This window comes from Erythrobacter sp. KY5 (genome assembly GCF_003264115.1).
Lineage (GTDB): Bacteria > Pseudomonadota > Alphaproteobacteria > Sphingomonadales > Sphingomonadaceae > Erythrobacter.
In genome coordinates, this window is the sequence record NZ_CP021912.1 from 24,412 (window position 1) to 49,206 (window position 24,795).

Below are 24,795 nucleotides of genomic sequence, written 5' to 3' on the forward strand. Positions count from 1 at the left end.
CGAGCAATTTATCGCAACGCTGATGCTAATTCGGTCAAGGCAAAGCGTCGGCGGAAGCCTGGTCTTTCCATGAATTTTCGACCAGTCTAGCACCATGGCTCTCGACGACCCGACCAAGTCCGAGCCACACCAGCACTTACCATCTGGTCGCCAATCGATCCGCGGGAGTTCGTAACTATGGCAAGCGTCCGACCATACCTATCGGTGCCTTGGCGGACGATGTTGTGGCGCTCCGAATTCAATAAGTTCACCAGCGTGTCACGGGCGCGGATCGCCAGGCGCCGTTCGCTCTCACAGGCCCCGTCGAGTTCTGGCGTATCGATGTCGGCGATGCGTATCCGCTCGCGCTCAACGATAAAGCTGTCACCATCGTGTACGCACGTGATCCTGACCCCCGAGGATGGGCAAACCCCAATAGGCGAGCTGGCTGCGAGGATGGCAAAAATGAAGCTCATCTCTCGCATCCCACCCCGTCATTATCCCGATCGAGATGCCGACCATATCCGGGCTGTCCCCGTCGCACGGGCGCTGCGCCCGCGGCACGGGCCGCGGCGCAGTTGGGATAGTACACGCCGCCGCTCGAGTTCCTTGCTGGTTGGCTTTCGGCGGGACCACCATGGCAATGTCGGCCACCGTTTTTGCGATCATTATGGCAGCCATCAGCTGCGGTTCGGCCGGGATGCGCGGATACAGCGGAGGAGGCGACAAACACCAAAGCACTGATGAGCATCGCCACCTGGAGGATAAGCAAAATTGTGAATTCTGCTTTAGCTATCCACGCTGCCCTGGCTTCGCGTCGATCCTCCATACTTGCTCCCCTTCTGCCAGCTATTGGCAATTCGCAATAAGCTAAGCCTGCGTTCACTCGTTCTTCGCATCTCGTCTGATCGCCCAGACCAGCGTAGCTATCGCCGAGATGAGAGCTGCAATGGCAGTAATTAAAGTCGCGTCAATTTCCAGCATTTCTGCCTCCTTCAACAGCGACATAACCAAATAGGTTACCTGTAGGAAAGCTGCTTTTAATGGGTAAGTGGAAGCATTCGTGTTCGCACAGCCGCGCAAATCCCCGCATTCAGCGCTAGCGCCCTCTCCACCGATCTTGACGGCGCGATGGGTCGAAATTCGTGGGAGAATGTGGATGGATATCGAAACTATCGCACCGCTGAAACGGTGCGCAATCTACACCCGTAAGAGCACCAATCAGCGCCTTGAGCACGACGTCAATTCGTTGGTGACGCAGCGCGAAATCAGCAGCGCCTACATTACGAGCCAACAGTACAAGGGCTGGGTCGAGCTACCGAACCGATACGACGATGGCGGTCATTCGGGGAGCGGAATGGATCGCCCTGCCCTCTCGCAGCTCATGCAGGATATCGAAGCAGGAGAGATCGACGTTGTCGTCGTCTACAAGATCGACCGGCTGACGCGCAGCCTTGCTGACTTCGTGCGGATGATCGAGATCTTTGATCGCCGCAATATCGCGCTCGTCTCTATCTCACAGGCGTTTGACACGTCCGACAGCATGGGCCGCATGATCCTCAACGTGCTGCTGACCTTCTCGCAGTTTGAGCGCGAGCTTATCGCGGAAAGGGTTCGAGACAGCATTCGTACCCGCAAGCGGCATGGCAAAATGCACGGCGGTCTGCCGCCATTCGGCTACATTGCCACGCCTGACGGTCTCAAGATCGACGAGCCGGAGGCAGAAATTGTCCGTTTCATCTTCGAAGAATTCTTGCGGACAAGGCGTTACACAAAGGTCATGACCGCAGTGCGCGAACGGGGCCTTTGCAGCTCTGTCAAATACTCTCCTCGCGGCAAGCCGCGCGGAGGCAATCCGATCAATCCCAGCACGGTCTACGCGATCGTCCAAAACCCGATGTATGTCGGAGAGATCCGGGGCCACGATACGACCTACCCGGGAGAACACGAGCCGCTCATCACGCGCGAAACTTGGGACGAAGCGCAGGTAATCTGCCAGCAGCGCAAGAAGCGAAGGCCGAACAATCGCGACACCGACCACTTCCTTGCAGGGCTGCTTTGGGACGACCTCGGACGCCATATGCGGCTCGACCTGAAGTGGCATTGGGGCAAGTTCTATAAAACTTACGTTTCGAGCAACGCCATCTGGTCGCAGAAGCTTTTTCTCAGGCAGTATCGTGCGAGCGCCGACCAGCTTGATGAGGTCGTTTTGGCGGCAGTCGCAGCCTTTCTTTGCGATCGCATCAAGCTGCGAAAGGCGCTCAAAGGACTGGGTCTGTTCGGCGAAAACCTGGAAACCTTGGCAGCGAAGGGGCCAGCGGCATCCGACCGACTGATGGCGACCCCGAAGCCGCATTTGCATGAGCTGTTCAAGGCGATCGCGCATCGTGTGGAACTTGGCGAGGACCAGGTCTCAATCGAGTTTCGTATGCTTGAGGTCCGTCGGTATCTCGACTGGAAGAGCGAGATGAGTTTCCGCGGGCGTCCATCAAACTGGTCGTGCAGCGATGCCCGGTACGAGCATATCGTTGCCGTCAGGGCCGTGACTGCAGAGCGCTGGCCATCGCTGCATATCAATCCGCGAAAGGCATCCTGCAAAGGGAAGCCAGACAAGAAACTTGTCGATCTCGTTCGAAGCGCACGTAAGGCGCAGCGGCTCGTGGAAGAGAACCGCGCGCTCGATCTCGATGCGCTGGCCAGGATGCATGGTTGCCGCACGGCGCAGTTCGCGCGTTTGATCCGGCTAAATTATCTGGCTCCTGACATCGTGACCGCGGTTTTCGACGGGACGCAGCCGCCCGGCCTCAATCGAAAGGTATTGCTCAATTCCAACGTCCCGACGGACTGGGCCGTGCAGCGCAAGCTGTATGGCTTTCCAGCACCCAAGCGCGCCATTGATCCTCGCAATCTTTACGGTCGCGGAATGTGGCCGAGCTCATCTGAAGATGAGACCGAAAATACTGTCTAGGTAACCACTCGGCGCGGCGAATTCACTTCGAAAGGAAAGCCCTGATCCATCTCCAGAGGCGCTTCCACCAAGGCGCATTGCGATCTGCAAAATAGGCTTCACGCCGACGCTCTTCGCTACGCCTGCCGGCCAGAATTTCCTCTTCTGACCACGCTGGTGCCCAGACGACACCACCGTCGGTTATGAGGTAGTGCGATCTACACGGTTTCTGCCAATTCCCTATGGACGGGCGCAGGGTCGGCTCAGCGTCTGTACCTGTTAATTGCCATTCCGTTGGGAGCAAAGGGGTGCGAACTTTTTCGCCGCATCCGCAGGCGCAAAGATGCGCCGCAGTCTCGAACTCATCGGACACATACAAAATGCCTTCAAGCAGCTCGCTTGGCATGTAATGGACGCGTTCAACCCTAAAGCTCATCGATATCGCTTTCGCTAACGACGCTCAGATCGGCGATTTCGAACAAGGCGTGCAAAACGGGCTCGTCAGAACGGTAGAAGCCGCGTAGCTGCTTATAGCGAATGACGGCAACGCATGCGTTGAGCGCATTCAGTTCGCCAATCTGGATATTGTCACGATATAGGTTATCCGGCGCATCCTCGAGTTCCGCCAACCCTTTGCCTCTCAGCACTGCGGCCCGGTCGCTCGGAAAGAAAGTCGTGCGCATCATGCCGTTGATCGGCCCCTCATCCTTGCGCTTGAGTCCCATACCCACATCGATGAACGGAATCTCGAGTCCGATCAGCAGGTCGAAGATCTCTGCGCGAGCGCTGCCTTTATCAACGCAAACGAAAGCGAAAGTGACGCCAGCCAAGTCGTCAGCTGACGTGCTATCGATATAAAGCTTTTTGAGTGCGAGACCATTGCGGAAAGGCTCGTACCTCCGTTGGTAAACTTCAGCTTTAGGCAAGCCGAGCTCGTCCTTGCTCAATGGCCCAGGTGATCGATAGGCATTGTGCACGTGAAACTCGTCGCCGTCGAAACCCACGATTTCCGGAATTCGGGCCTTCACCACGTAATCGAGCACATAGGAGCCAGTCCCACCAAGACCGATAATGGCAACTTTCTCGCCTTCAAAACCTTCATTAAGCTCGGCGATCCCCGCCCGGCTAGTTAGGGTGTCGTTGAGTTTGAAAATCAGGTCTTCGACCATTGTTTCATCTACGTTGAAGGTAAGGGCGGTGACATCATGCAATTCTGTCGCCGGCGCACTTATGATACGGACATAGCTCTCGATCTTTTCGAAGTTGTCCTTGAATGCTCCACTCCGCGGCTTGTTCGAAAAACGGCGTTCGACGACAACATCACCGTGCTGAGCTGAGAGAGCCACTGATGCGCGGCGGTCATTGAGGTTGGGAATCGGCTTGCCATCGAGTCCATGCGGGGCCGATCCGGCAAAATACACCTGGTGATTATCTATCCGCATCCGCTCACCGTCGACCGCGATCAGCTGCGCGACGATCGCTCCACTGCGGAGCTTCATGCCGGAACCCAGATATGGGATATCGCGGACGATCAAATAGCTTCGATCAAAAGAAACGGCGTAACCTCGCTCGACGAGCCGAGCGAGGTCCGGATTACGACTGACCAGTTTCTGAAACACTGAAGCGCATCCCTTCTTTGACTTTGACAGACGCTCCAGGCGCCAGGGTGCCCTCAGGCTTATTGCCTTGACCACGCTTATAGGTGACTGAGTAGGTGATGGTGGAATTGGCCGTGTAGTTCGGCTCTTCCAACGTCACGACTTCGGCGTAGGAGATTTCCTTCTTCGGCCATTCGTGCGGTGTCCCTTCGACCACAATGGTGACCGATTTCGATTTTTCTTTGTCGTCTTTCACTTCGCTTTACCTTCTCTGATGTCTTCCGCTTTTGCCGAGCGAAATTTGTCGTTTGCGACGGGTTTCTGACCGTCATTCGGACATTATAGAAGGCGGCCATGACAAAAGCTGTCATGCACCATTGCGAGTAGCGGATTATTTGGTGCGCGCCTAAAGCGGGCGTGTCTCAAAACGCTCTGCCAATAGACACAGCGTGTTGACCAACTTCATTTCGTCGACAGAGCCCACTTTGATGTCGAGTAATGCAGGGTTTGCAATGACCTCAGCGCGAGCTTGCGCCCGGGAGATAGCTACGTTCAATCTGTTGATTGAAAACAAGAAGTCTATCCCGCGAGGAATTTCCGCGCCACTCGATGTCGTCATCGAGACAAGACAAATCGGTCCCTCCTGCCCCTGGAAAAGATCGACAGTGCCCACTCGGACCTGCGGATCAAGTTGCTCCCGCAGCTGGTTTACCTGGGCGTTATACGGCGCGACGACGAGGATATCTTCATGGGCGATCACTCGGCTTTTTCCTTCGCGATTGACATAAGTCGCGCCGACCAGCGACCCAACCTTTTCTTGGATCCTCGCGATCTCTTCATGGCTTACTTGAGTGCAGCCCCTATGCTCCACGCTAGTGAGGATAGCGCCTGAAAGGTCATTTCCATCGGTCGAGAGCAAGCTCTGTGCTGCCGCGCCAGCATCGTTTGTCAGCTTCCCCTCATAAACTGCGGTGGAGATGAAATCGCAGATCTCGGATCCCATTCGCCTGCTTACCGGGAGAAATATCCCACGTTCCTGTGGCACAACCCGGTATTGGCCAATCAAATACTCTAGGCTGGACAAACTGCTTTCACCGGGATGTGCACCTTGAAGCGGTTGCGGTAGCTGCATCGGATCGCCAACCAAGCATATGTTCTTCGCGCATCTCGCCATGGCGAGTACATTTGCCAATGAGACCTGACCCGCTTCATCGATCATCAAATGATCGAACGGCATGTCGTCGTAGCGCGCGAAATGCCAAGCGGTCGACCCTACGATGTGCGCATTGCCAATTTCACCCGCCTTGTTGTCGGTGACCACCGTTATCATGGGATCATCTGGACCATCCGGGGGCGAGGAGACCTTCTGCACGATGTTGAAGTTTTTGCCTTTTTCTCGCGCTCGTTGTGCGACTGCAACGAGAAGATTGCCGATAGCGCGGTGGCTGTTCGAGGAAACTGCAACACGTTGGCCGGAGGCGCAGAGATCGACGATGGCGTTCGCACTAACATAGGTTTTGCCTGTACCAGGAGGCCCTTGGATCGCGATGGTCGTGTCGTTCATTGCCTGGATTGCCTGACTTGAACTTTCGACCACCTCGTTGTCTGGCGCTATGATCTGCGAGCCTTCGGCGCGGCCTGTCAGTTCGGGAAGCGATTTGGTCAGCAGAGTACGCACTGCGGAAAGAGCGGGATCATTCGCGATCAACCGGTCGATCACGTCCATGATTGCATTGCGGAGGATCTTATTTTGGAAGGGACGCGGCGGAATAAGGTCCAGCGTATCGGGCAGCGGTGGTTTGGATGATGAGCGCCGGATCGTGACCGTGCGCTGCTTCATATCCAAGGCCGTTATCCCGACATCCTCCGGCATGCTTTCCGGCTTGATACAGGGACGCTTGCCTTCACGAAGCTTCGTCTCTTGTTCTGGAAAGCGATAGGTTCGCTCAACCGAACGCGCGGTCACTTTCTCAGCGGCGCCGATAGCCTCGAGCCCCTGCAAGCAATCGAGGTCATCGCGCAGTTCCTCGCTCTCCTGCGACAGTCGGTCGAAAATGGCCCAGTATGCCGGCTTATCCTCTCTTTCATGAAAGCGGCTCAAATCGAAAAGTAGGGTCGCCACCGGTTCGCCCAGATTTTGCGCGAGTGGCTCGAGGCGTCTCTTCAAATCTTCATCTTCCTGTTGGTGCTCCGCCACTTTCTGGTCGGCGGCGTCGCTTGGCGCATCGCCCAGTTTGGGCCATGGCCTGTCGGGTCGCACCGCGCTCACAAGCCAGTCCAAGAGCAGCTGTGTCGAGATGCAATCAGTTCTGTTGTAGTCTTCGATCTTCTCGAGCAATGTGTCGTCTTGGTCGTTTCGCCATTGCTCGTAAAAGACCACGCTGGCACCGGCGGTGGAGACTTCGGCGTCGCGCTTCTCCATGTAAAAAGCTTCTAGATCCTTGATGGAATAACCATCTTCGGACACCACCATCGCACCCGATACGATGCGGTACAGATCGACGAAGCGTCGCTCTCGCTGCAACTGATCAAGCGGCGCTTCGCGCGTCCTGTGCACGGAGGTCAGCTTACGCAGAGCGGCAATCTCGTAGTTAGCGTAGTGGTAGATGTGTGCGTTCGGATATCGCGCCATGCGCTCCGACAGGAAATCGACCAACTGCCGAGCTGCGTCGCCTTCCTCCTCGCGATTATGCGCCCAAAACGCGCGAAAATGCCACTGGTCGTTGTCGCGAAACCAAAGCCCATGAAGGTATTCAAGTCCCCCGCCGGGATAGAACGGGTCGCCTTCAATATCGTAGAAAACATCGCCTTCGTCAGGTTCTGGAAGCAAATCAAAACCTCGACCAACCACTGGGTCTCGAAGCTCGAAAGTCGGTTCGCCTCCATCGCGGCGTTGCTGCTGGAGCTTCGCCTGGACCTGCAGTCTTGCTTGGGTCTCCTTTGCGAGTCTTGGGATTCGCCTGTCGTGAACCGCAAGCTCCTTCATTGTTTTCACGCCATCTGCGCGCGCCTTGTCTCGTTGCGAGCGCGTCATACCCGCAACAAGCGCAAGAGAATTCTCTTCTTCCCAGACGCTGCGACAATGAGACGCCCATCTACAGAGCGAGCAAGCGGGCACCGGTTCAGGATGTGTTTCCGGTCCCTCGTTGATGAAGCTTTCTAAGCGGCTGCGCGCACGCCTTGCATAAGCGCTGACTTCGGACAGACAAACTGAAAATCGCGAGCCGTCGCCCAGTTCTAGATGCGCAAGCTCCGGATGCACTCCCTGCATATCGGCAAGTAAGTCGCTGTAGAGGCAAAGCTGAAGCACATGCTTGGGATCGGGCTGACGCTTCAGCTTTGTATCGACCACCTCGTATGACCAGTCGCCGAGTTGTGAGGGACGATCGACACGCTCGAGGAAATCGGAATAGCCGCCCCACTGTTCACCAAGTATGGCACCTTGGAAAACAACATCTGCTCCGGATCGCATTGCCGTGATTGTTGCATCGACGCATTCCGCGATGGGGCGATCATTGGTTTCAATCTCTACGACATTTGTCCCTTCACGTTTGAGGCGCTCAAGAAAGTCGAGTTCGTGCCGATCGCCCTGCTCTTGAAGGAGTTGCGCTTCCGGGTCGTCAGCTTTCGGCGATGGTCCCTCCCCGTTCAGATACGCCAAGTCCATCGTCGTTGCATGTCGGCAACCTTGGAAGCGCATTAGGTCACTAGCGGAGAGGCGGATTTCGCCATCAATTCGTTGCATTGGAATTCCCCTTTCCTGCCGTGTAGATGAAATGCACGACAAAATCTGTCATGCTTGCTCCATGTCATTTTCAAAAGCCGTTGATCTGCTTCGTCTTGCCATGCTGGCCACTCGCCGAACAGGCATCTCCCTTGAAGAGATAGTCGAGGAATTCGAGTGCCATTACAGGACGGCACAGCGCTGGACCGATGCGCTCATGGAAACATTTCCGCAGGCTTACTTCGAGGATTTGGACGACCGAAAGCGGCGTTGGTTTATGCCGCCAAGCGTTTTGGCACCATTGCTCACTCCCAGTCCTGAAGAATTAGCAGCGCTAAATCTTGCAATTTTGAATTTCGATCAGGATGGGCAATCCGAGCAGAAACGCACCCTTACCAACTTGCAGCAGAAAATTCAGGCCCTCACCCCGCCCGACAGCCGCGCCAGACTCGCTGTAGATCAAGAAATTCTGCTCGAAGCGGTCGGATACGCTGCAAGACCGGGACCGCGCCCTGTTGCCGATGCCAAGATCGATGAAGCGATATCGGAAGCGCTCAAGGGACCATTCCGTCTCCGAGCAATCTATCGAAGAAGACAAGCAGAATCCCCGCGCGAACGCGTTCTCGAGCCCTACGGAGTCCTGTTGGGAACCCGGCGCTATCTTGTGGCAAGGGATGTCAAAAAAGGCCGGAATGCCCCTTTCCAGCACTATCGTATCGAAGCGTTTCTGGAGGCCGAGGCCCTTCCCGAAACGTTCATCGCTGATCCGAATTTCGAACTGACCGCACATGCGCAAAAGGGATTTGGGTCCTATGAAAGTGCGGACGAATTTGGAGATGTCGTCTGGCGCTTCTCACCTGCGGCCGCCGACCATGCGGCACGTTTTGTCTTTCATCCGACCCAAGAAACGGAACGAGAGAGCGATGGCTCTTTGCTCGTCCGATTTCGTGCCTCTGGCCATCTCGAAATGTGCTGGTTTCTCTATGCTTGGGGGCAAGAAGTGCAGGTACTGCAACCGCCTGCTCTTAGGGAACTCGTGCATGACTTTCGTCGTGATTTTCCCGCGCTCCCTTAGGTCTGGCCCGAACAGTAGAATACAAACGGAGCGCTCCCTCAGCGCTGCATTACGCCGCCCGTTGATTAGCTCGGGCAGTCGAGAACCCCGGCCGACCCTGTTTTGTCCTCACGCGCAATCAACAAATGACAGTGCGAGCTAAGGCTCTAGTGCGTTTTTTTCGTAAGATAACGATCCCAAATACCTATCGCTGATCTAGCATTATTCGGTTTCCGACCACATGCCGAAAAGCCTTCGCACGGCAAGTGAGCAAGATGACTTGCATTCGTTCCGAAGCTTCAAGCAGAATGTCGGTCATAACTTCCAAGCGTTCGTCGTCAGAATAGACGAACGGATCGTCGAGGATTAGCGAAACCGGGGCGCCTGTCTCGAGCAACAGGTCCGCAAAGGCCAAGCGCGTGAGAACCGCCAGCTGCTCCTGAGTTCCGCGGCTCAGATCGACGCAGGGTTCCTCCACTCCATTTCGGTGAATCGCGGTCAATCCCATCGTTTCGTCAAACGTGAGATCGCACTCGGGCAGTATGCGGTTCACATAGCGCGCCGCCCGCCGTGTCACCGGCCCCAAAAAAGTGCGCGAGGTATCCTCCGCCGCTTCACGCAGAGCGTCCCTCAACAGGGCCAGTACATCCGCCTCGCGCGTCCATCGTGCCACTTCCGCTTCCGCCACGGCCTCGGCTTCGACCGCTTCCGCAAGAATGCCGGGCGGGCCTTTCGGACCTTCCCGCGCGACCAGGGACTCCAAGGAAGCGATGCGGGCCACGAGCTGAACCCGCTCTTCGCTCGCTTGGCGCTGGGCCACGTCGATGTTCGAGATCGCTCGCCGGATCCGATCGATATCGAGGTTGGCAACAGTAGCCTGCGCCTCCGAAAGCTGCGCCGCGCGCCGACCGAGTTCTTCGCGCGCCGTTTGAAACCGTTGGTCGATCGCGCTGCGTTCCTGGTCCGCTTGCTCATCGACGAGAGTTCGGGCTGTCGCCGCATTGTGTGTTGCTGCGACGTGGTTCGCCTCGAGCTTGGTGTGTGCAATCTCGGCGGCTCGAAGCGCCTTCTGGGCTTCGTCGAGGACGGCCGCAGCGATCTCCTCGGCTTCGCGCATGCCATCGAACGCTGTCTCCAACTCTGACAGGTCGGCCGGCACCGCGCCAGCGTCGGCAGCGGCCGGCAGGCTTGCTATCAAGGCCTTAAGCGGCCCGACACCCGCCTTGAGTTCGAGCACCGGGTCGCCCGGACAACTCATCTCGATTTGGCGCTCGAGAGCAGCAATGTCCTGCTTGGCGGTCCGCGCAGTTTGATCGCGCGTCACGGCAGCTGCATAGCTGGCGACGCCAAGTTCGCCGAGTTCAGTCGAAAACGCCTCCTCGGCTGAGCGAAGCTGCGCTTCCGCCGATCTCGCTCCCGCCGGCGGGGAGATGCCGATCCGCGCGATGTCGGGAACGAGAACCTCGATCGGTTTGGCTACTTCGCGCCGGCCCGAGACGACATCCACGCCGTCGATCTGCACAGAGGCGGAGCCGACGAGATCGATATCGAGGGTTATCGCGCCCGCGGCCTGGACCGCGCGCGCTTCGGCGACGGCTCTGTCGAGTGCAGCCAGCTTCTGTAGTCGCTCATCTGCAATCAGGCCTTCTGCGAGCGGTCGCTTTTCGGCGAGCGCAGCTTCAAGCTTGAGAATCTCGGCAAGGTGCTCGCGCGCGCGCGCGATGGCGACTTGGCGGTTGTGTTCCACCATTGCCCGACGCGCCTGCTGGAGCTCCTGCTCCGCCTTCGCCCGCGCAGTGCGCGCTTGGGCGGCGGCCTCGCGCCTTTCCTGCTCGTCCGCCGCGACGGTTTCGAATTCGGTCTGATGATCCTCTACGGCCGCGCGTGCGTCCGCGAGCGCCTGCTCTGCGGCCTGCAGCCGCTGTGTCGCGTCATCGAGCCGGTTGAGTTCGGCTTGGGTCGCTTGCACCGTCGCTTCGGCTTCCGCGTGCCGGGCTTCCGCGGTTGAAAGGCGCAATTGCGCGTTCTCGGCCAGTTTGAGCTCGTCGGACAATTTCGCACGCCGTTCAGCCTGTTCGGGATCCGCGAGGTCGCGTTCAATCAAGCGCTTTCTCGTTTGCGCGCTCTCCAACTCCGCCAGCGAGTCCTGGTATTCAGACACCCTTTCCTGCGCTTCGGCCACGTCGATCCGCGCCGCGGCCAGCTTGGCTTCGGCTTCCGCCATTTTGCCGGTGGGCTTTCCGGCGCGCAGTGTGCGCAATGCGCCATAGGATTCCTCGATCCGCTCGCAAATACGGTCGAATTTCTTGCCCCCGAGGATCGCCCCAACCTCGCCTTCGAGCGCCGCGCGGATCTCGTCGCGTGCGACCCGGCCCGGCGATTCGGCCGACAGGGCCGTGGCCTGTTCGACCCACAAGAGGCCGAGCACGCCGCGCGTGTCCAGGTCGCTGCCACGGTTATTGCCCCGTTCGAATCCGAGCAGTGCTTGCAGGCGCTCTTCGGCCGCGTCGCTCTCGATCCGGCTCCCGTTGCCGGTCAGCCGGATGTGCGGCGATTTGAGAAATTGCTTTTCGAGCTGCCAGTGCTGATCGCCGATATCGAACGCCACGCCCACTCTGGGAGCCACGTCGTCGCCGAATGGGCAATAGGATCGAACCAGTTCGCTTTTCGCGGAGTGACGGATGAAGAAGGCGGCCCGCAGAGCCTCGAGCAGGGTCGATTTGCCCATCTCGTTCGGTTCGATGATGATGTTGAGCCCGTCGGCGAAGCCGTCCAGCCGGATCGGCTTTCGAAATTTGCGAAAGTTCTCCAACTCGAGCGAACGGAGTTTCATGCCGGTTGCTCGTCCGCCAGCCGGAGCGCTTCTACGTAGAGTCGCTCGAGAGCGTTGCTCGCAAGTGCCGCGCCCTCCCCGCCGGCGTCCACCTGTGCTTGCAGGCTCGCGGCGGCCTTTGCCAGCGTTCCCTGCACGTCGATATTGGCAAGGTCATCCTGTGTCGGCCGAACCAGGAGCTGCTCGCTGTCGGCGTCCAGCCACCGCAGAGCGTGGGCGAGATCGTCGGTCAGCGTGGCTTGCATCTGGACCCGATCGGACAGCGAGACGGCGCCGGTCAGGGTAAGCCGAAGCAAGGTTTTGGAGAGATCAGCTTCCTGTTTGAAGGCAATCACACGACGCACGAACTCCGCGTGATTTTCGAGCGGCCAGGTTTGGCTCAGCCAGCGGAACCGGCCGGTCGATACACGCTCGAGACGCGGTGCCACGCCCTGGGATATCTCGGCCACGATAACGCTGCCCGGCTCGTCGTCGCCGCGGAAGCGATCGGTTTCTGGCGTACCGCTGTAAGCGGTCCTATCGTTGACCTGCAGATGACTGTGCCAATCGCCGAGCGCCAGATAGTCGAGTTGGGCGGTCTGCGCGCGGTCCGGCGGGATAATGTTGGTCGCTTCGCTGCTGCCGCCGAACTCGGTGATCGAGCCGTGCGCCAACCCGATCCGGACCGCCCCGGCAGGCGTCGCCATATCGGCCAAATAGCTCGTCGGATCATCGCGTGTGCGGCGATGATCGAGCGGGGCAGGCAGCAGCCAGGCACCGTCCTCCAGTTCGACCGGCTCGAACGTATCGAGCACGTGGACATTGGCCGAAGCTTTCGCACGCACACGCCCCCACAATCCACCTGAACGAACATGGTCGTGATTGCCCGGCATGAGCCACCAGTGCACCTTCGCCCGCTCCATGCGGGAAAGGGCCTGCACCAGCACGCGATCGCCTGGGTCGATATTGTCGAAGACATCGCCTGCGACGAGCACGTGGCGCGCTTCATGGTCATCGGCAACTGAGGCGATCCTATCGATGACGTCGAGCCGCGCCTCCATCAAGGCAACGCGAACGTCATCGGGAAAACGACCGAAGGGCTTTCCCAATTGCCAGTCGGCGCTGTGCACAACCCGGATCATCGGAAGAATCCGTCAGAGCCGCTCGTAGGCGTAGTGGTTCTTGACATTGGCATTCAGATAGACGCCGTGGGACGGCGCCGCCATGAGTTCGTCGTGTATATTCGGCGGCACGTTGAAGTATTGGTAGACGCTGTTGTTGAGGAACTCGACCTCCAGGGTTTGCGTCGCTTCATCGTAGCCGATGGACGCTAAGTTGCTCGAACTGACCGGTTGGCGTTGCATCATCCGTTCTCCTGCGTGCTGTTGTCCTGACCCCACTTGGGATCCTGTGACCTCCAGGCGGCGGCGAGCCGCTCATAATCTTCTTTCGCTTTGGCCTTCGCCCAAGCCGCGCTTACCACGGGATCCGCACTCGACGGTCGCTCACCTTCCGGTGGCAAGTTGATCCGGCAGCGGATCGGCAGTCGCGCGGCCTCACCCATGATGATCGCCTCCCCGGTCCTCAGCACCGGAAGGGTATCGACGAGTCCGCTGAGGCTGTCCGGGAGAGCCGCCTTCACCTTGCCCTGGTCGGCGTTGTTCGACAGGCGCAGGGCGAACTGCGTACCGCACTGCGACAGGATCGTTTCGTCGATCTCTGAAGGGCGCTGGCTGACGATCATCGCCCCTACACCGAACTTGCGCCCCTCTTTGACGATTCGTTGGACCATGTCGCGCGCGGGATTATCCGCGTCCCGGCCAAGATAGCGATGTGCCTCTTCCATGACGACCAGTTCCGGCCGGTTGCGACCACCCTCGGGCAGGTTCCGGCCCCAGAACATCGCTTCGTAGGTGATGTTCAGGATTCCACCGATCAGCCGAACCAGAACCTGGCTCGGCACCCCCGACAGATCGAGCACGGTGATCGGCTTGTCGTGACCGAACCATGCCTCGAGCAGCTCCGGCAAATCCATCGGAGACTTGCCCGCAAGATCGGGCTCCCACTCGCCCGGGTGCAGCATGAAGTCATATTGCCGGTCGAGCAGGCGCGAACGCATCTGGGTAAGGTGCCGCTTGATACCCAGCACATTGGTCTGGTTGATATCGGGCAAGGCACTACCTGGACCCGGCGGCGAATATTTTGGCAGCTTCAGAGTTTGCGCATCGCCTGCCTCCTCAAGCGCCGGGTTGGTCCGCTCCTTGTCTGCCCAAGTCTTGTATTCGGGATCGACCAGGTCTGCCCAGAGCTGCCTCAGGCTGAAGGGTAGCGGTGTGTTGATGGTCAGGGCATTGACATCGACTCCGGCAACGCCGTCGGCCACCGCAAGCTTGGCCGCCTGAATTTTGTCGAGCACGCCGGTCAGAGCCGTCTCGCTCATTGGCCCCATCAGGAAATCGAGCAGCGTCAGCGTGTCGAGCGCCCAATACGGTACGTGAAGCGCCTGCTCGTCATCGGATGGGTTGACCCGGAACACCTGCGCCACCGATTTGAGCGCATCGCCATATTCGCCATGAATGTCGAGAAGAAGGATACGCGCGCTCGAGCAACGCTTTCCTCCGCCGGAATGGCAAATCGAACGCAGCAAGCTGGCAATCGTTGTCGATTTGCCAGACCCGGTCGAGCCGAGAACTGCGCTGTGCCGGGTCACCAACCGGTCGAGATCGATGCGGACGGGAATGCTCTCCGCCCCGGCGAGCCGCCCGATCGTGATCTGGCCCTCGTCGCCCACACCATAGATCCGGCCGAGATCGTCTTCGGTTACCAGGTGGACCTCATCGTTAATCCCGGGGTATTGGCTGATCCCCCGCTCGAAACTGGTTTCGACGATTTCACCGACGAGTTGAACGGTCATCCAGCTCTCGCCGCGTTGACGGGCGTCGACCAGTGTTTCGGGAGTGGCTTGGGCGCCAACCTCAGAAATTACGCCATACAAATCGTGGTAACCTTGGGGTATCCGGACGAAGCTCCCCACTTGCGCGACCCGATAGCTGCGTCCTTCGATGATGGCGATACCCGATGCGACGGACTCGGCTTGCCGCACGCTCACCGTCGAGCCGGCGACGCTGCCTACCCTGCCAAGGAAGGTGGGGCTAGTCATTCGGCGGCCGCAGGCGCAGGCGGCGTTGCCGGAGCCTGGGCAGCCTCGAAGGCCTGCGGCGTCTGGGAATTGGCAAAGAACCGTGCAAAATCTTCAATTGCCCCAAGCTTAAATTCCGGATTGGCTCCATTGTCGGGTGCTGCCCAATAGCTATTCCGGATCGGCCCCCAATCCTTGGTGGGCAGCTCGCCTGGAGTCTGCCAAGGGGCCGCAACGCCGTTGATGATCGCCTTGTCGCGCGCGTAGACGCTAACATTTGGGCGCCGGGACGCAAGCGCGACAGCACAGGGTTCTTGATCGAGTTTTTGGAATTGGAACGCGAACACGCTCGCTGCCGGATTGGCGGCGAGCGCCTCGTCAATACGGGCGGTGATATGCGCATCTGCATAAGAGAAGCCGATAGAGATCAGCAGGGTGTCCTCAGTCGCAAGGAAGCTGCGCAAGCGATCTAGCAACGCAGCATAGGGCGCCTTTTGCGTCTGATCGTATTTCATGTGCTCGGGAAAGATCAGGTGTGTCGCATCCGTCTGCCCCGTACGTACGACTTCGCCATCTGCGTTTGCTTTCCAGCCCAGCGAACCGTGGATCTTCCATAGGCGCGTCCAGCGCGCGGACAACTGGTCTCCAGAAACCGACGCCGGATCGAAAAACGCTTCGCGTGCTCCGGCGAAGCCATCGAAATAGGGCGCCCGGACCCGCTCGAAAGCTTCCTCGAAAAGAAGGTCATAGTTGGTCGTGAAGATTTCGACCGCATGCGTTCTGGGCGCGCCCGTGATCCAGCTGACAAGTTCTCCGTACGCCGTCGTCCCGGCCGGAAGGCGCGCCTGGACTATTTTCCCTATTTCGACGCAGATGGCATCAGCCATTGCGCGATATCCACCGGCATCGAGGTCATGAACCTTCGTGGTTCCGATAACGCTGCCGAGCGAACGAATGCGTGAAAGCAAAGTTTCGATATCGTGCTTTTCGAGATCGCCCCGGAGTCCCTTGATCTGGGTTCCGTAGGTTTGTTCGATCGCTTTCAACACCAAATCGGTCAGGCCCGCGACGGCCGGGATCAACGGTCGAGTCCCATCGGGCCGCGCCATTCCCGCCGGCGCGCCAGCTCCCACCAGTAGACCGACACGCTTCCGGCCCTGCGCGATAATCGTACGCAGCGATGCCATATACTGGTCCGGATTGTGAAAACTGACGCTCAATTCCCTCACCTCAAGCATGACAACTCAATCCTGCTTGTGTCGCTTGCTATCAATATGGGTCAAGAGGGATGACTTCAAAGATAAGATCTGCTGAACTTTACGCACATCCTTCCACCTTTTAGCCGAACGTCGTTTTGTGAGAGCGCACCATTAGGTGTTTAGGGACCGCAACTAGCGCGCAAGCAGCCATGCCCGACATGTGGCGGCCCACCCGGCTAAAACCGGACGGGCCGCCCTCTTTATTAATCGATCTCGTCGGGCCAAACGTCTCCGTTTTTTTCAATCCATCGCTTGAGGTCCGCCGATTCCGCTTGAAGTGCCCCACGCTCCTCGTCGGACATCAGATGGGCCGGTACGTTTGTCTGAAGCTGACGATGCCATTCGAGCACCGCTTCGATCCGAACGAGCATGACCTCAACCTTACCCTGATCATAGATCTCGAATGTCCGCGTTTTCGCCAGTTCAATGTAATTGCCGACATCCTGCGCGAGCTCGTCGACCGAGATGCGGAAACATGCATGTGGTTTCATGGAATTAGAACCTTTCGATTGCTTACAAAAATCCTGCCGACCACGGAGCCGAGTGGGCGATGCAGTCGGGCAGGCAAAAGGTTCGTGGCGGAAGTGATAGCCGATCGGCTGCGAAAAGAAAGCCTAACTCACGACGTTCGAATGTGGCGGGCTGCTAACGCTCCAGCTGACGCATCAGATATCCTGCACCCGCTGGCGTGGCATTCACCGCAATAGCGAGCTTGTTGCGGGTGATCGACGGAAGTGCGATCCGGAGCTCCGCTGCATCCGTCAGACGGCTCCGCGAGGTTCGGCGATATCGGTCCTTCAGCTGTGCCATTTCACGCTCAAAACCTTCGAGAGCCAAAGCAGCTGCCGGAGCCTGCCTGGATAGGCACTCGGTCAGCAAATCACACCATTCCGCGATCGACGAACACAGGAACTTGTGCCGTGGGACGAGCGAGGGGAGCAAATTTGCGCTCAATCCCGAACGTTGCAGGAGGACTGGCACCATCGCCATTACCAACCAAGCGCGGGGATAGTCGCGACCGAACCTGATGGCGCGGCCATCGGGGAGCGTAGCGAACAGCTCGGAATGATCTGCAGCGCGCGTGATCAACCGTGCCATTTGCGCCAACCTCTCAGCGATCGAACCAACCGACGGCTCAAGTCCCCGCTCCTCCGCGATTGCACGCAGACCGCGCCAGAGCGGGCCGTAATGGACGAGATCTGCACCCGACCAGGTCGATGCCTCGGCTTCGCTGTCGAACAGACCTCGCAGTAGGCGGCGAACCTGGCGGTCTCGATTTCCGGTCCCGGGCTCGAGGCTTGCGAAGAAGTAATGGATGATCGCCGCAACGCCGAGCGGATCGTTAAGCCCTTCGCTTGCGCGCGGCGGCGAACCCGACCCCGCGATCCATGCCTCAATTGCATTCGCGTCGGTCGGCGCCCCGGCATTGCACGCCGCGATGGCCGCCCCTTCGAAGCGCGCACGGATGCTCCAGGCGGTGCGGGCCGGACTGTGAGTCAGGCGCCCATCGAGCCGTCCGAGGGCGAGGAGAGGGTCTTGGCGTTCCATATCGCTGTCGTCGAATGTTCAACGATTCTAGGCGCATATGGATTCCGCAGGAAAGCAAAAAGTGGGTTTGCTTTTGCTTGCATACACTGTCGGCAAACGCACATGCGATAAAGACTACTTATCACATGTTGCAGAAGCGCCTTGTTCGGCTAGTCTGACGCCCGAAATGGCCGTTATCCCCTCGCCTACCACACCGACCGATTCCGCTCACACGGAAGTTGTGGCCGATCTCTCGCTTGCACTGCGCCATCCCGGCGTGCCTGTCGATCGCGAGATGCTCGAAGCCTATGTAAATGCGGCTGCGCCGAATTCGATTCGAGCGCTCCGGCAGGATATAGAGGCATTCGATCTGTGGTGTCGGCGCGTGGGGCTTGCGACCTTCCCTGCAACGCCGAAGCAGGTGGCGGATTGGCTGAAGCACCGTGCTGGCGAAGGCGCCGCACCCGCCTCGCTGGTGCGGTACAAAGCGTCGCTCGCCAAAGCACACCGTCTGCTTAAGCTCGACGATCCGACCAAGCACGAGCTGTGCCGTCTCGCCATCGCCGCACATCGCCGTGCGGTCGGTTCGAGGCAAAAGCAGGCGCGACCGCTGCGATTCCGCGGCGCGGTCAAGGATCCGGTCCAGGACACGCCGCGCGGCATCCATGTCCGCGCTATCCTTGATGCGTGCGATGACACACCGACAGGACTGCGGAATCGGGCGTTGCTCTCGACCGCCTATGATACTGGGCTGCGCGCAAGCGAATTGATCGCGGTCGACGTAGCAGACCTGCTCGAGGCGCTCGATCCCGACGCGCGGCTCCTCGCAATCGATCGCCACAAGGGCGACCAGGAGGGAGCAGGCGCGACTGCCTATCTTTCCCCGCGCAGCGTGAAGGCGATCAATGCCTGGCTCAAGGCAGCGGAGATCAAGGACGGGCCGATTTTCAGGCGCGTGATCGTGCGGCGTTACGCCGCGCGCCCCGCGCGCAAAGCGATGAAACCCTCACAACTCTCGGGTCGCGCGCTATGGGATCCGCGAAAGTTCGTCGGACAAGACGCGGTCGCGGCGCGGGTTGAGCATCATGTCGGCGAGAAAGCGCTGCATCCGGGTTCAATCACTCCGATGTTCCGGAAGATGATCGCAGCGGCAATTGACGCGGGCGCGTTCGGTGACCTCGATAAAGAGCAGGCGCAAGAGCTCGTGAACGGGTTCAGCGCGCATTCGACGCGGGTTGGGTTGAATCAAGATCTGTTCGCAGTGGGGGAGACACTTGCAGGGATCATGGATGCTCTGCGATGGAAATCGCCGAAAATGCCGCTCGCGTATAATCGCAATCTGGCGGCCGAAGCGGGCGCTGCTGGACGGCTCCTATCGAAGCTGGATTAATCCGGTTCTCGCAAATAGAGTCACCGGGCTGGCGAGGTTGTTTCCGCCAGTTGAGGGATTAACTGAACGCCATGCGGATAAATTCTGACGAATCGCTCAAGGTAGCCCGTCGCGTGTTTGAACGCTTCGATCGGAGCTGGACTGAAGTCCGCAAGCATGCAGTCCGGAGAGATGGCGTCCTCGTCGTAAACAGCTCTAAGGCTCCATCAAAAAAGTAGCGCCATCATCTGCCTTGGGGTGGAAAGCTCAAGGTCTGATATTGGTCGCCGGGAATAAAGAGGCGGACATGGCCGCGATGGCAAAAGCTGGGCCGATAGCGGACCGTCAGGTTCCGCCTAACCGAGGGTGAAAGCAGACATTCCGCTCACGACCCATTCGGGGACATTGGCTGGGAGCGATACTGGATGGCAGAAATCTCGCACATTCAGGTGCGAGAACCGCTCTCTTAACTCACAGCGGTTTAAGGCGCTCGTGCTTATCAGTCTCGCATTCAGAGTGGTCATTGATCGCCGCCATAACCTGGCATCCGCCGACTTTACCGCCCCTGCAATTCTCGATCATGCGTTTCAGCTCGCGTTCCAGAGCCTCTAGCTGTGCCAGCCGCTTTTGAACTTCGGCAAGTTGCTTCTGAGCGATTGTGTCAACTGCCGAGCAGTCTTGGTCTGGTTCAGTCTGCAATCCAATCAAGTCTTTGATTGCGTCCATCGAAAAGCCGAGTTCGCGGGCATGCCTCACAAATGAGAGGCGTTCCACATCGACGCTGCCATAGAGCCTTTGCCCACTTGCGCTACGGTCTGGCGTGCCCATCAAGCCGATACTTTCGTAATATCGAATGGTGGTCACCTTGACCTTTGCCGCACTTGAAAGACGGCCAATTGTCATTGGTTTCATATGAGTGTGCTTTTCCCACTTGCCCCTACAGTCGCTGTAGACTGTATCACTTGACTCGAATCACAATCAAGCGAGTTGAAAAATGCCTCGAACCCAGATTTCAGAGCGATCCAAGAAACAGAAAAAGCTGTATTTCCCGCCCCTGATGCAGTTCGCGTTCTATGGCCTTGCTGGCTATATTCTGGCGACAAACCTGCCCGCGCTTGCTTACGGATCAGTGCCTCTCTTTTGGCTATCGGTTCCCGTCATTGCAGTTGGAGCGCTGGTGCTTTTCTTGGCGGTTCGATCGTTTGGGAAAGCGAACACAACGGTAAATCCGATTACGCCTGAGCAAGCCGAGCAACTCGTTACAACAGGCCTCTATCGCTTTACCCGAAACCCGATGTATCTGGGTATGCTGCTCGTGCTTGTGGGTGGAGCCTTGGCCCTCCAAAACCTCGCAGCATTCAGCGGGCCAATTCTCTACGCCCTCTCTATCACGCTCATCCAGATAATCCCTGAAGAGCGAGTTCTGGAGCAGAATTTCGGAAGCGCATTTACAGCCTACCGCAACCAGACGCGGCGCTGGTTGTAGGAGTGCTGCACATGATTGACCTGCCTTCATGGGTCGCTTGGGGTTTGTTCGGATTAGCGGCCAGCTCGATTTGCGCGATAATCGGGCTCTCCATTTTTGCGGTCTTGAGCGGAAAGTTTCAGTTCTTCCCTCCCCCTTCAGGGGACAGTTGGCAGCACCGCACCTTCATGGCGCTGTTTCGCCTGTTCCTTTACCCATTGCTGGCCCTTTCCCTTCTCGACTTTGAGTCTGTGGCTCCCGCTGATGCCTTGCTCCAATATACTGTGGGCCTCGCACTGTTGGTTGTAGGCTTTGCTCTGGCATTCTGGATTACGTTCCAGATGGGCTGGCGCAATGCATTTGGCGAAAAGCACGGTCTGAAAACCACTGGTTGGTTCAGCATAAGCAGGAACCCTGTCTACGTTGCGACATGGGTTGGCATGATTGGTTGGGGCCTGCTCGCCAACACCTTGCTTGTCTGGATATTATTGACGCTCTGGGCGGCCATGTATTTGCTCGCTCCTATCTTCGAAGAGCCATGGCTGGAGCAGCAATACGGTCAGGACTATTTGGACTATAAACGCCAGACAAGGCGGTTCCTGTGATCAGCAATCTTCGTCGGATCTTGGGCAGCGTTTACCCTTCTTTTGCAGGATGCATTTTTCTCGCGCTCGGAATAGCAACTCTCATTCAGCCGGAAATCATGAGCTACTATGCGATTGGGCTCGACCAGCCATCTGCCCGGGTGGCTATGCGCGCCATGATCGGAGGCGGCGAGATAGGTATCGGCGTTGTGCTGATCCTTGGGGGGCGCATCAACCTCTCTTTGCGTCAGCTTAGTCTGATTGCTGCCGCAATTTTTATCTGCGTGGGATTAAGCAGAGTTGCGGCTGTTTTCATGGAGGGCGCTGATCTGCTTGCCGTCCAACCGCTGCGTGAAGCTCTTATCGAGATATTGCTTGGCGGCATAGGGCTATGGGCGGCGCGTGGATTGGAGCACGATCAACTATGAGCATTTTCAGCCATCCAAGTTCCATGATTGATATAAACTTGTACAAATCTTCACGTGTTTCTAAGATGTTCGCTGAAGTGACACGCAAGATTTTGCCTTTTCTCGCCGTATTTGCGATCCTTTTCGGCAGCGTGCTGTCCCTCCCGGACGTGCATGCCGGGGAAGGTGAAAGCTTCGCTCATGCAGCCGATCATATCTATGCGCATGGCGCGGACCATTTTGATACGAACGATGCAACACCAGACCATGATGGACAGGACCATTCGGCCACGCACCACCACAATTGCAGTTTTAGTCTCGCTGACACCAGCATGCTCCTGCGATCACCTTTCTGGAGTTCGGATAACCTGAGGGGCCCGCTTGCCACGTCATCGCTCGCCTCCCGTGCTCCCCCAGTCCTGATACAGCCTCCCAGAGCCTGACCGACAATCATTTGCGAGCTCGCTTTCGAGCGCGCTTGATTGGTTTCAGTCAGGAGATAAGAAATGCGGTGCATTGCACTGGCCGCGGCCTTGATTGCCGTGTGTACGGGTTTGCCGATATCGGCACAGGAAACAATCACTCTCGATGAAGCGCTCGCCAGAGCGGGCGTTGACGGTCAAGAGGGTACAAGTTCGAACAGCAATCCGCGCGTCTACGGCCCGCAAGCGGAAGCAGAAGCCGCGCGTGCGGCTATCGACCAGGCGCGGCTTCGGCCTAACCCTTCGCTGTCGTTCGAGGTGGAAGACATTGCAGGTTCCGGTGCATTTTCCGGCCTGCGCTCTTCCGAATATACTCTGGCGATCGGCCAGGAGCTTGAACTCGGCGGCAAACGAAGGGCGCGCATCGCGAGCGCACAGGCATCGGCCGACTTCACCGGCTTGCAGAGCGACCTCGCCCTGTCGCAACTCGCGCTGGGCGTTCGTGAGCGATATGTCGAAGCTGTCGCCGCAGGCCAGCGCCTCGTCCTGGCGCTCGAAATCGTCGAACGGAACCGTGAGCTGGCCCGGATCGCCAATGTGCTTGTCGAGGTCGGGCGGGAGCCGCCGCTGCGTGCCATGCGCGCCCGTGCAGCGCTTGCAGAAGCGGAAGCTGAGCTGCAGGCTGCACAAGCTGCCGATCTAGCGGCACGTCAGGCGCTCGCGGCTCTTTGGGTGTCCGGCCGGCCCAACCCGGTTGTATCAAACGTCTTTCCTGATTTAGCGCCGCCGCTCGCTCCGCTGGGTTCCGAAGATCCCTTGCAGCTGCGCATTGCGGATGCGCGAACCAGCTTTGCTGAGGCCGAAATTGCGCGTGAACGCTCGCTCGGCGTTCCCGACCCCACGCTGTCGGCAGGCGTGCGCCGATTTCAGGAAAGCAACGATCAAGCCTTCATTGTCGGGATTTCCATTCCGCTGCCCTTCCGCAACCGTAACCAAGGCAACATCGCGGCCGCTGAAGCGCAATACCGCGCGGCAAGCGCGAGCGAGGCGATAGCCGAGGCGGACTACCGCGTGGAGTTCGAGCGGACGCGAACGCTGTATCTGGCCGCCGAAACGCGGGTGGAGACCCTTTCCAGCGCATCCCTGCCGCAGGCCGAGGAAGCACTCCGACTTGTCGAGATCGGATACCGCAATGGCCGGTTTCCGCTGATCGAAGTCCTAGCAGCTGCCGAAGCGCGCGACGCCATTCGTGAAAATCTGATTCAGGCAGAAGAGTCCCGCGGCCTGCTCGCGGCGCGGCTCATCTGGCTCACCGCACAGTGAGATCCCTTCCCATGAAACGTAACTATCTTATCGCAATAGTCGGCATCCTTGTTCTGGCGGCCGTATCTGCTTGGGCCTTCTGGCCGTCAGGGTCTGCCGACCACTCCGAAGAAGGACAGAGCGAAGAGGAAGGCGGAGCAAAAACCGACGGTTCCGAAGGCGCTTTGCAAATTAGCGAAGAGCAAATCGCGGCTTCCTCCATCGAAATCGAAGCTGTTCAGTTTGGTGCTGTTACAGAGATCGTATTCTCCGCAACTGTCGCAGCCGCGCCCAACGCGAGCGCGCGAATCGATGCACGTGCCTCGGGGGTCGTGCAGAGCGTGAACAAGATGCTTGGCGATTATGTCAGGCAGGGGGAGGTGATCGCGCTGATCGAGAGCGCTGATGCTGCCGGACTGGCTGCGCAGGTCGCTACCGCGCGTGCGCGGGTCAATGAACTGTCTGCGCTCTACGACCGCGAAAAGCGGCTGTTCGAGGCCAATGTGACGGCCCGGCAGGATCTCGAAGCGGCGCGGGCCAATCTGCAAGTGGCAAGATCGGAGCTGTCACGCGCACAAGCCGCATCCGCAGCTGCTGGTGTCAGCGGGGATGGACGTTCGCTGGCCGTGACGAGTCCGATTTCAGGGCAGATCACCAGCGCGCCGATCGTGCTCGGCTCCTACGTATCCGCTGGTGACGAAATGTTCCAGATCGTGAACGCGAGCGGCTTGCAGGTGCAGGTCGCCTTGCCTGCCAGCGATGCTGCGAGAATTCGGCCGGGCGATGAAGCTACGTTGGAGCTCGGGCAGGACAGGGAGATCGGCGGACGTGTGCGCTCGATAACCCCCGCGCTCGATCCGGAAAGCCGAAGCGCCACCGCAGTTATTTCGCTCGCTGGAGCGGTCCCCGGATTGCAGCCAGGCGCATTCTTGCAGGCGCGCATCCGACCCTCAGGTGAAACCGATGCGACCTCGATCTCGGTGCCTGAATCCGCAGTTCAGATGGTCGAAGGCCGTGAAGTCGTGTTCGTTCGCACGCGTACCGGCTTTCGGGCGACGCCTGTCGTGACGGGATCGCGCTCTGGAGGGCGCATCGTGATCGAGTCCGGATTGCAGAATGGCCAGCGGATCGCGACCGAAAACGCTTTCCTGCTCAAAGCCGAACTCGGAAAAGAGGAAGCCGAACATGGACATTGATCGTTCTGAAA

Annotated in this window: 22 protein-coding genes; 8 read left to right on the top strand and 14 right to left on the bottom strand. The window is 58.6% G+C overall.

All coding sequences use genetic code 11. The features are described 5' to 3' along the window. Positions 1–86: 86 nt before the first annotated feature. Complete coding sequence (locus tag CD351_RS00130; RefSeq protein ID WP_369880582.1) at positions 87–464, bottom strand: thermonuclease family protein; 378 nt, start codon at positions 462–464, stop codon at positions 87–89. Next, complete coding sequence (locus tag CD351_RS00135) at positions 452–808, bottom strand: excalibur calcium-binding domain-containing protein (protein ID WP_199797889.1); 357 nt, start codon at positions 806–808, stop codon at positions 452–454. Before CD351_RS00135 ends, CD351_RS00130 begins: the two co-directional genes overlap by 13 nt. A gap of 330 nt (positions 809–1,138) precedes the next feature. Here CD351_RS00135 and CD351_RS00140 point away from each other — a divergent pair, with 330 nt between their 5' ends. Further along, positions 1,139–2,947: a recombinase family protein gene (locus CD351_RS00140; RefSeq protein WP_162627540.1), complete on the top strand. Its 1,809-nt coding sequence runs from the start codon at positions 1,139–1,141 to the stop codon at positions 2,945–2,947. Positions 2,948–2,969: 22 nt separating this feature from the next. Here CD351_RS00140 and CD351_RS16055 read toward each other — a convergent pair whose 3' ends face one another. The 4 genes from CD351_RS16055 to CD351_RS00160 all read right to left on the bottom strand — a co-directional run bounded on the left by CD351_RS16055 (position 2,970) and on the right by CD351_RS00160 (position 8,269). Then, complete coding sequence (locus tag CD351_RS16055) at positions 2,970–3,362, bottom strand: DUF6527 family protein (RefSeq protein WP_111990758.1); 393 nt, start codon at positions 3,360–3,362, stop codon at positions 2,970–2,972. After that, complete coding sequence (locus CD351_RS00150) at positions 3,352–4,545, bottom strand: ThiF family adenylyltransferase (protein WP_111990759.1); 1,194 nt, start codon at positions 4,543–4,545, stop codon at positions 3,352–3,354. Before CD351_RS00150 ends, CD351_RS16055 begins: the two co-directional genes overlap by 11 nt. Then, positions 4,520–4,780 (bottom strand): multiubiquitin domain-containing protein, encoded by a 261-nt coding sequence (locus tag CD351_RS00155; RefSeq protein WP_111990760.1) that lies wholly within the window; start codon positions 4,778–4,780, stop codon positions 4,520–4,522. The genes CD351_RS00150 and CD351_RS00155 overlap by 26 nt, the downstream gene beginning before the upstream one ends. Positions 4,781–4,930: 150 nt before the next feature. Then, positions 4,931–8,269, bottom strand: a complete 3,339-nt coding sequence (locus tag CD351_RS00160; RefSeq protein ID WP_111990761.1) for a TM0106 family RecB-like putative nuclease — start codon at positions 8,267–8,269, stop codon at positions 4,931–4,933. Positions 8,270–8,300: 31 nt separating this feature from the next. On the opposite strand from CD351_RS00160, the gene CD351_RS00165 reads away from it, so the two are divergent. Continuing rightward, the gene (locus tag CD351_RS00165) at positions 8,301–9,323 is read left to right on the top strand and encodes a YafY family protein (protein ID WP_199797890.1); all 1,023 of its coding nucleotides are present in this window, start codon (positions 8,301–8,303) and stop codon (positions 9,321–9,323) included. 184 nt (positions 9,324–9,507) lie between these two features. On the opposite strand, the gene CD351_RS00170 is transcribed toward CD351_RS00165, so the two are convergent. The 7 genes from CD351_RS00170 to CD351_RS00200 all read right to left on the bottom strand — a co-directional run bounded on the left by CD351_RS00170 (position 9,508) and on the right by CD351_RS00200 (position 18,060). Further along, a complete protein-coding gene (locus CD351_RS00170; protein WP_111990763.1) occupies positions 9,508–12,135 on the bottom strand; it encodes an AAA family ATPase in 2,628 nt (875 codons plus the stop codon). Continuing rightward, entirely contained in the window at positions 12,132–13,244 is a 1,113-nt protein-coding gene (locus CD351_RS00175; protein ID WP_234027164.1) for a DNA repair exonuclease, read from the bottom strand. Before CD351_RS00175 ends, CD351_RS00170 begins: the two co-directional genes overlap by 4 nt. Before the next feature lie 24 nt (positions 13,245–13,268). Next, positions 13,269–13,478: a KTSC domain-containing protein gene (locus tag CD351_RS00180; protein ID WP_111993496.1), complete on the bottom strand. Its 210-nt coding sequence runs from the start codon at positions 13,476–13,478 to the stop codon at positions 13,269–13,271. Beyond that, a complete protein-coding gene (locus CD351_RS00185) occupies positions 13,478–15,274 on the bottom strand; it encodes an ATP-binding protein (RefSeq protein ID WP_162627541.1) in 1,797 nt (598 codons plus the stop codon). Before CD351_RS00185 ends, CD351_RS00180 begins: the two co-directional genes overlap by 1 nt. Then, positions 15,271–16,491 carry an SIR2 family protein gene (locus CD351_RS00190; protein ID WP_199797891.1) on the bottom strand — a complete coding sequence of 407 codons (1,221 nt, stop codon included), beginning with the start codon at positions 16,489–16,491 and terminating at the stop codon, positions 15,271–15,273. The genes CD351_RS00185 and CD351_RS00190 overlap by 4 nt, the downstream gene beginning before the upstream one ends. Positions 16,492–16,715: 224 nt before the next feature. After that, positions 16,716–17,003 (bottom strand): hypothetical protein, encoded by a 288-nt coding sequence (locus tag CD351_RS00195; RefSeq protein WP_111990764.1) that lies wholly within the window; start codon positions 17,001–17,003, stop codon positions 16,716–16,718. A gap of 154 nt (positions 17,004–17,157) precedes the next feature. Then, complete coding sequence (locus CD351_RS00200; protein ID WP_111990765.1) at positions 17,158–18,060, bottom strand: hypothetical protein; 903 nt, start codon at positions 18,058–18,060, stop codon at positions 17,158–17,160. Positions 18,061–18,226: 166 nt separating this feature from the next. Here CD351_RS00200 and CD351_RS00205 point away from each other — a divergent pair, with 166 nt between their 5' ends. Beyond that, a complete protein-coding gene (locus tag CD351_RS00205; RefSeq protein WP_111990766.1) occupies positions 18,227–19,429 on the top strand; it encodes a tyrosine-type recombinase/integrase in 1,203 nt (400 codons plus the stop codon). A 450-nt stretch (positions 19,430–19,879) separates the two neighbouring features. Here the strand turns inward: CD351_RS00205 and CD351_RS00210 are convergent, their stop codons facing one another. Further along, positions 19,880–20,320, bottom strand: a complete 441-nt coding sequence (locus CD351_RS00210) for a helix-turn-helix domain-containing protein (protein ID WP_034960321.1) — start codon at positions 20,318–20,320, stop codon at positions 19,880–19,882. Positions 20,321–20,402: 82 nt separating this feature from the next. On the opposite strand from CD351_RS00210, the gene CD351_RS00215 reads away from it, so the two are divergent. The 5 genes from CD351_RS00215 (at position 20,403) to CD351_RS00240 (ending at position 24,784) form a co-directional block, all read left to right on the top strand. Continuing rightward, positions 20,403–20,894 (top strand): isoprenylcysteine carboxylmethyltransferase family protein, encoded by a 492-nt coding sequence (locus tag CD351_RS00215; protein ID WP_111990767.1) that lies wholly within the window; start codon positions 20,403–20,405, stop codon positions 20,892–20,894. 11 nt (positions 20,895–20,905) lie between these two features. Beyond that, positions 20,906–21,478, top strand: coding sequence for an isoprenylcysteine carboxylmethyltransferase family protein (locus CD351_RS00220; protein ID WP_162627542.1), 573 nt, complete (start codon positions 20,906–20,908; stop codon positions 21,476–21,478). Then, the gene (locus CD351_RS00225) at positions 21,475–21,885 is read left to right on the top strand and encodes a DUF4345 family protein (RefSeq protein WP_111990769.1); all 411 of its coding nucleotides are present in this window, start codon (positions 21,475–21,477) and stop codon (positions 21,883–21,885) included. Before CD351_RS00220 ends, CD351_RS00225 begins: the two co-directional genes overlap by 4 nt. A gap of 485 nt (positions 21,886–22,370) precedes the next feature. Next, positions 22,371–23,609, top strand: a complete 1,239-nt coding sequence (locus CD351_RS00235; RefSeq protein WP_111990771.1) for a TolC family protein — start codon at positions 22,371–22,373, stop codon at positions 23,607–23,609. Positions 23,610–23,620: 11 nt separating this feature from the next. Next, positions 23,621–24,784: an efflux RND transporter periplasmic adaptor subunit gene (locus CD351_RS00240; protein WP_111990772.1), complete on the top strand. Its 1,164-nt coding sequence runs from the start codon at positions 23,621–23,623 to the stop codon at positions 24,782–24,784. Positions 24,785–24,795 lie beyond the last annotated feature (11 nt).

Excerpts from the sequence above, each read along its gene's own strand:
- CD351_RS00130 (WP_369880582.1), bottom strand. The coding sequence starts at position 464 with ATGCGAGAGATGAGCTTCATTTTTGCCATCCTCGCAGCCAGCTCGCCT.
- CD351_RS00135 (WP_199797889.1), bottom strand. The coding sequence starts at position 808 with ATGGAGGATCGACGCGAAGCCAGGGCAGCGTGGATAGCTAAAGCAGAA.
- CD351_RS00140 (WP_162627540.1), top strand. The coding sequence starts at position 1,139 with ATGGATATCGAAACTATCGCACCGCTGAAACGGTGCGCAATCTACACC.
- CD351_RS16055 (WP_111990758.1), bottom strand. The coding sequence starts at position 3,362 with ATGAGCTTTAGGGTTGAACGCGTCCATTACATGCCAAGCGAGCTGCTT.
- CD351_RS00160 (WP_111990761.1), bottom strand. The coding sequence starts at position 8,269 with ATGCAACGAATTGATGGCGAAATCCGCCTCTCCGCTAGTGACCTAATG.
- CD351_RS00165 (WP_199797890.1), top strand. The coding sequence starts at position 8,301 with ATGCACGACAAAATCTGTCATGCTTGCTCCATGTCATTTTCAAAAGCC.
- CD351_RS00170 (WP_111990763.1), bottom strand. The coding sequence starts at position 12,135 with ATGAAACTCCGTTCGCTCGAGTTGGAGAACTTTCGCAAATTTCGAAAG.
- CD351_RS00180 (WP_111993496.1), bottom strand. The coding sequence starts at position 13,478 with ATGCAACGCCAACCGGTCAGTTCGAGCAACTTAGCGTCCATCGGCTAC.
- CD351_RS00185 (WP_162627541.1), bottom strand. The coding sequence starts at position 15,274 with ATGACTAGCCCCACCTTCCTTGGCAGGGTAGGCAGCGTCGCCGGCTCG.
- CD351_RS00190 (WP_199797891.1), bottom strand. The coding sequence starts at position 16,491 with ATGCTTGAGGTGAGGGAATTGAGCGTCAGTTTTCACAATCCGGACCAG.
- CD351_RS00195 (WP_111990764.1), bottom strand. The coding sequence starts at position 17,003 with ATGAAACCACATGCATGTTTCCGCATCTCGGTCGACGAGCTCGCGCAG.
- CD351_RS00200 (WP_111990765.1), bottom strand. The coding sequence starts at position 18,060 with ATGGAACGCCAAGACCCTCTCCTCGCCCTCGGACGGCTCGATGGGCGC.
- CD351_RS00205 (WP_111990766.1), top strand. The coding sequence starts at position 18,227 with ATGGCCGTTATCCCCTCGCCTACCACACCGACCGATTCCGCTCACACG.
- CD351_RS00210 (WP_034960321.1), bottom strand. The coding sequence starts at position 20,320 with ATGAAACCAATGACAATTGGCCGTCTTTCAAGTGCGGCAAAGGTCAAG.
- CD351_RS00215 (WP_111990767.1), top strand. The coding sequence starts at position 20,403 with ATGCCTCGAACCCAGATTTCAGAGCGATCCAAGAAACAGAAAAAGCTG.
- CD351_RS00220 (WP_162627542.1), top strand. The coding sequence starts at position 20,906 with ATGATTGACCTGCCTTCATGGGTCGCTTGGGGTTTGTTCGGATTAGCG.
- CD351_RS00235 (WP_111990771.1), top strand. The coding sequence starts at position 22,371 with ATGCGGTGCATTGCACTGGCCGCGGCCTTGATTGCCGTGTGTACGGGT.
- CD351_RS00240 (WP_111990772.1), top strand. The coding sequence starts at position 23,621 with ATGAAACGTAACTATCTTATCGCAATAGTCGGCATCCTTGTTCTGGCG.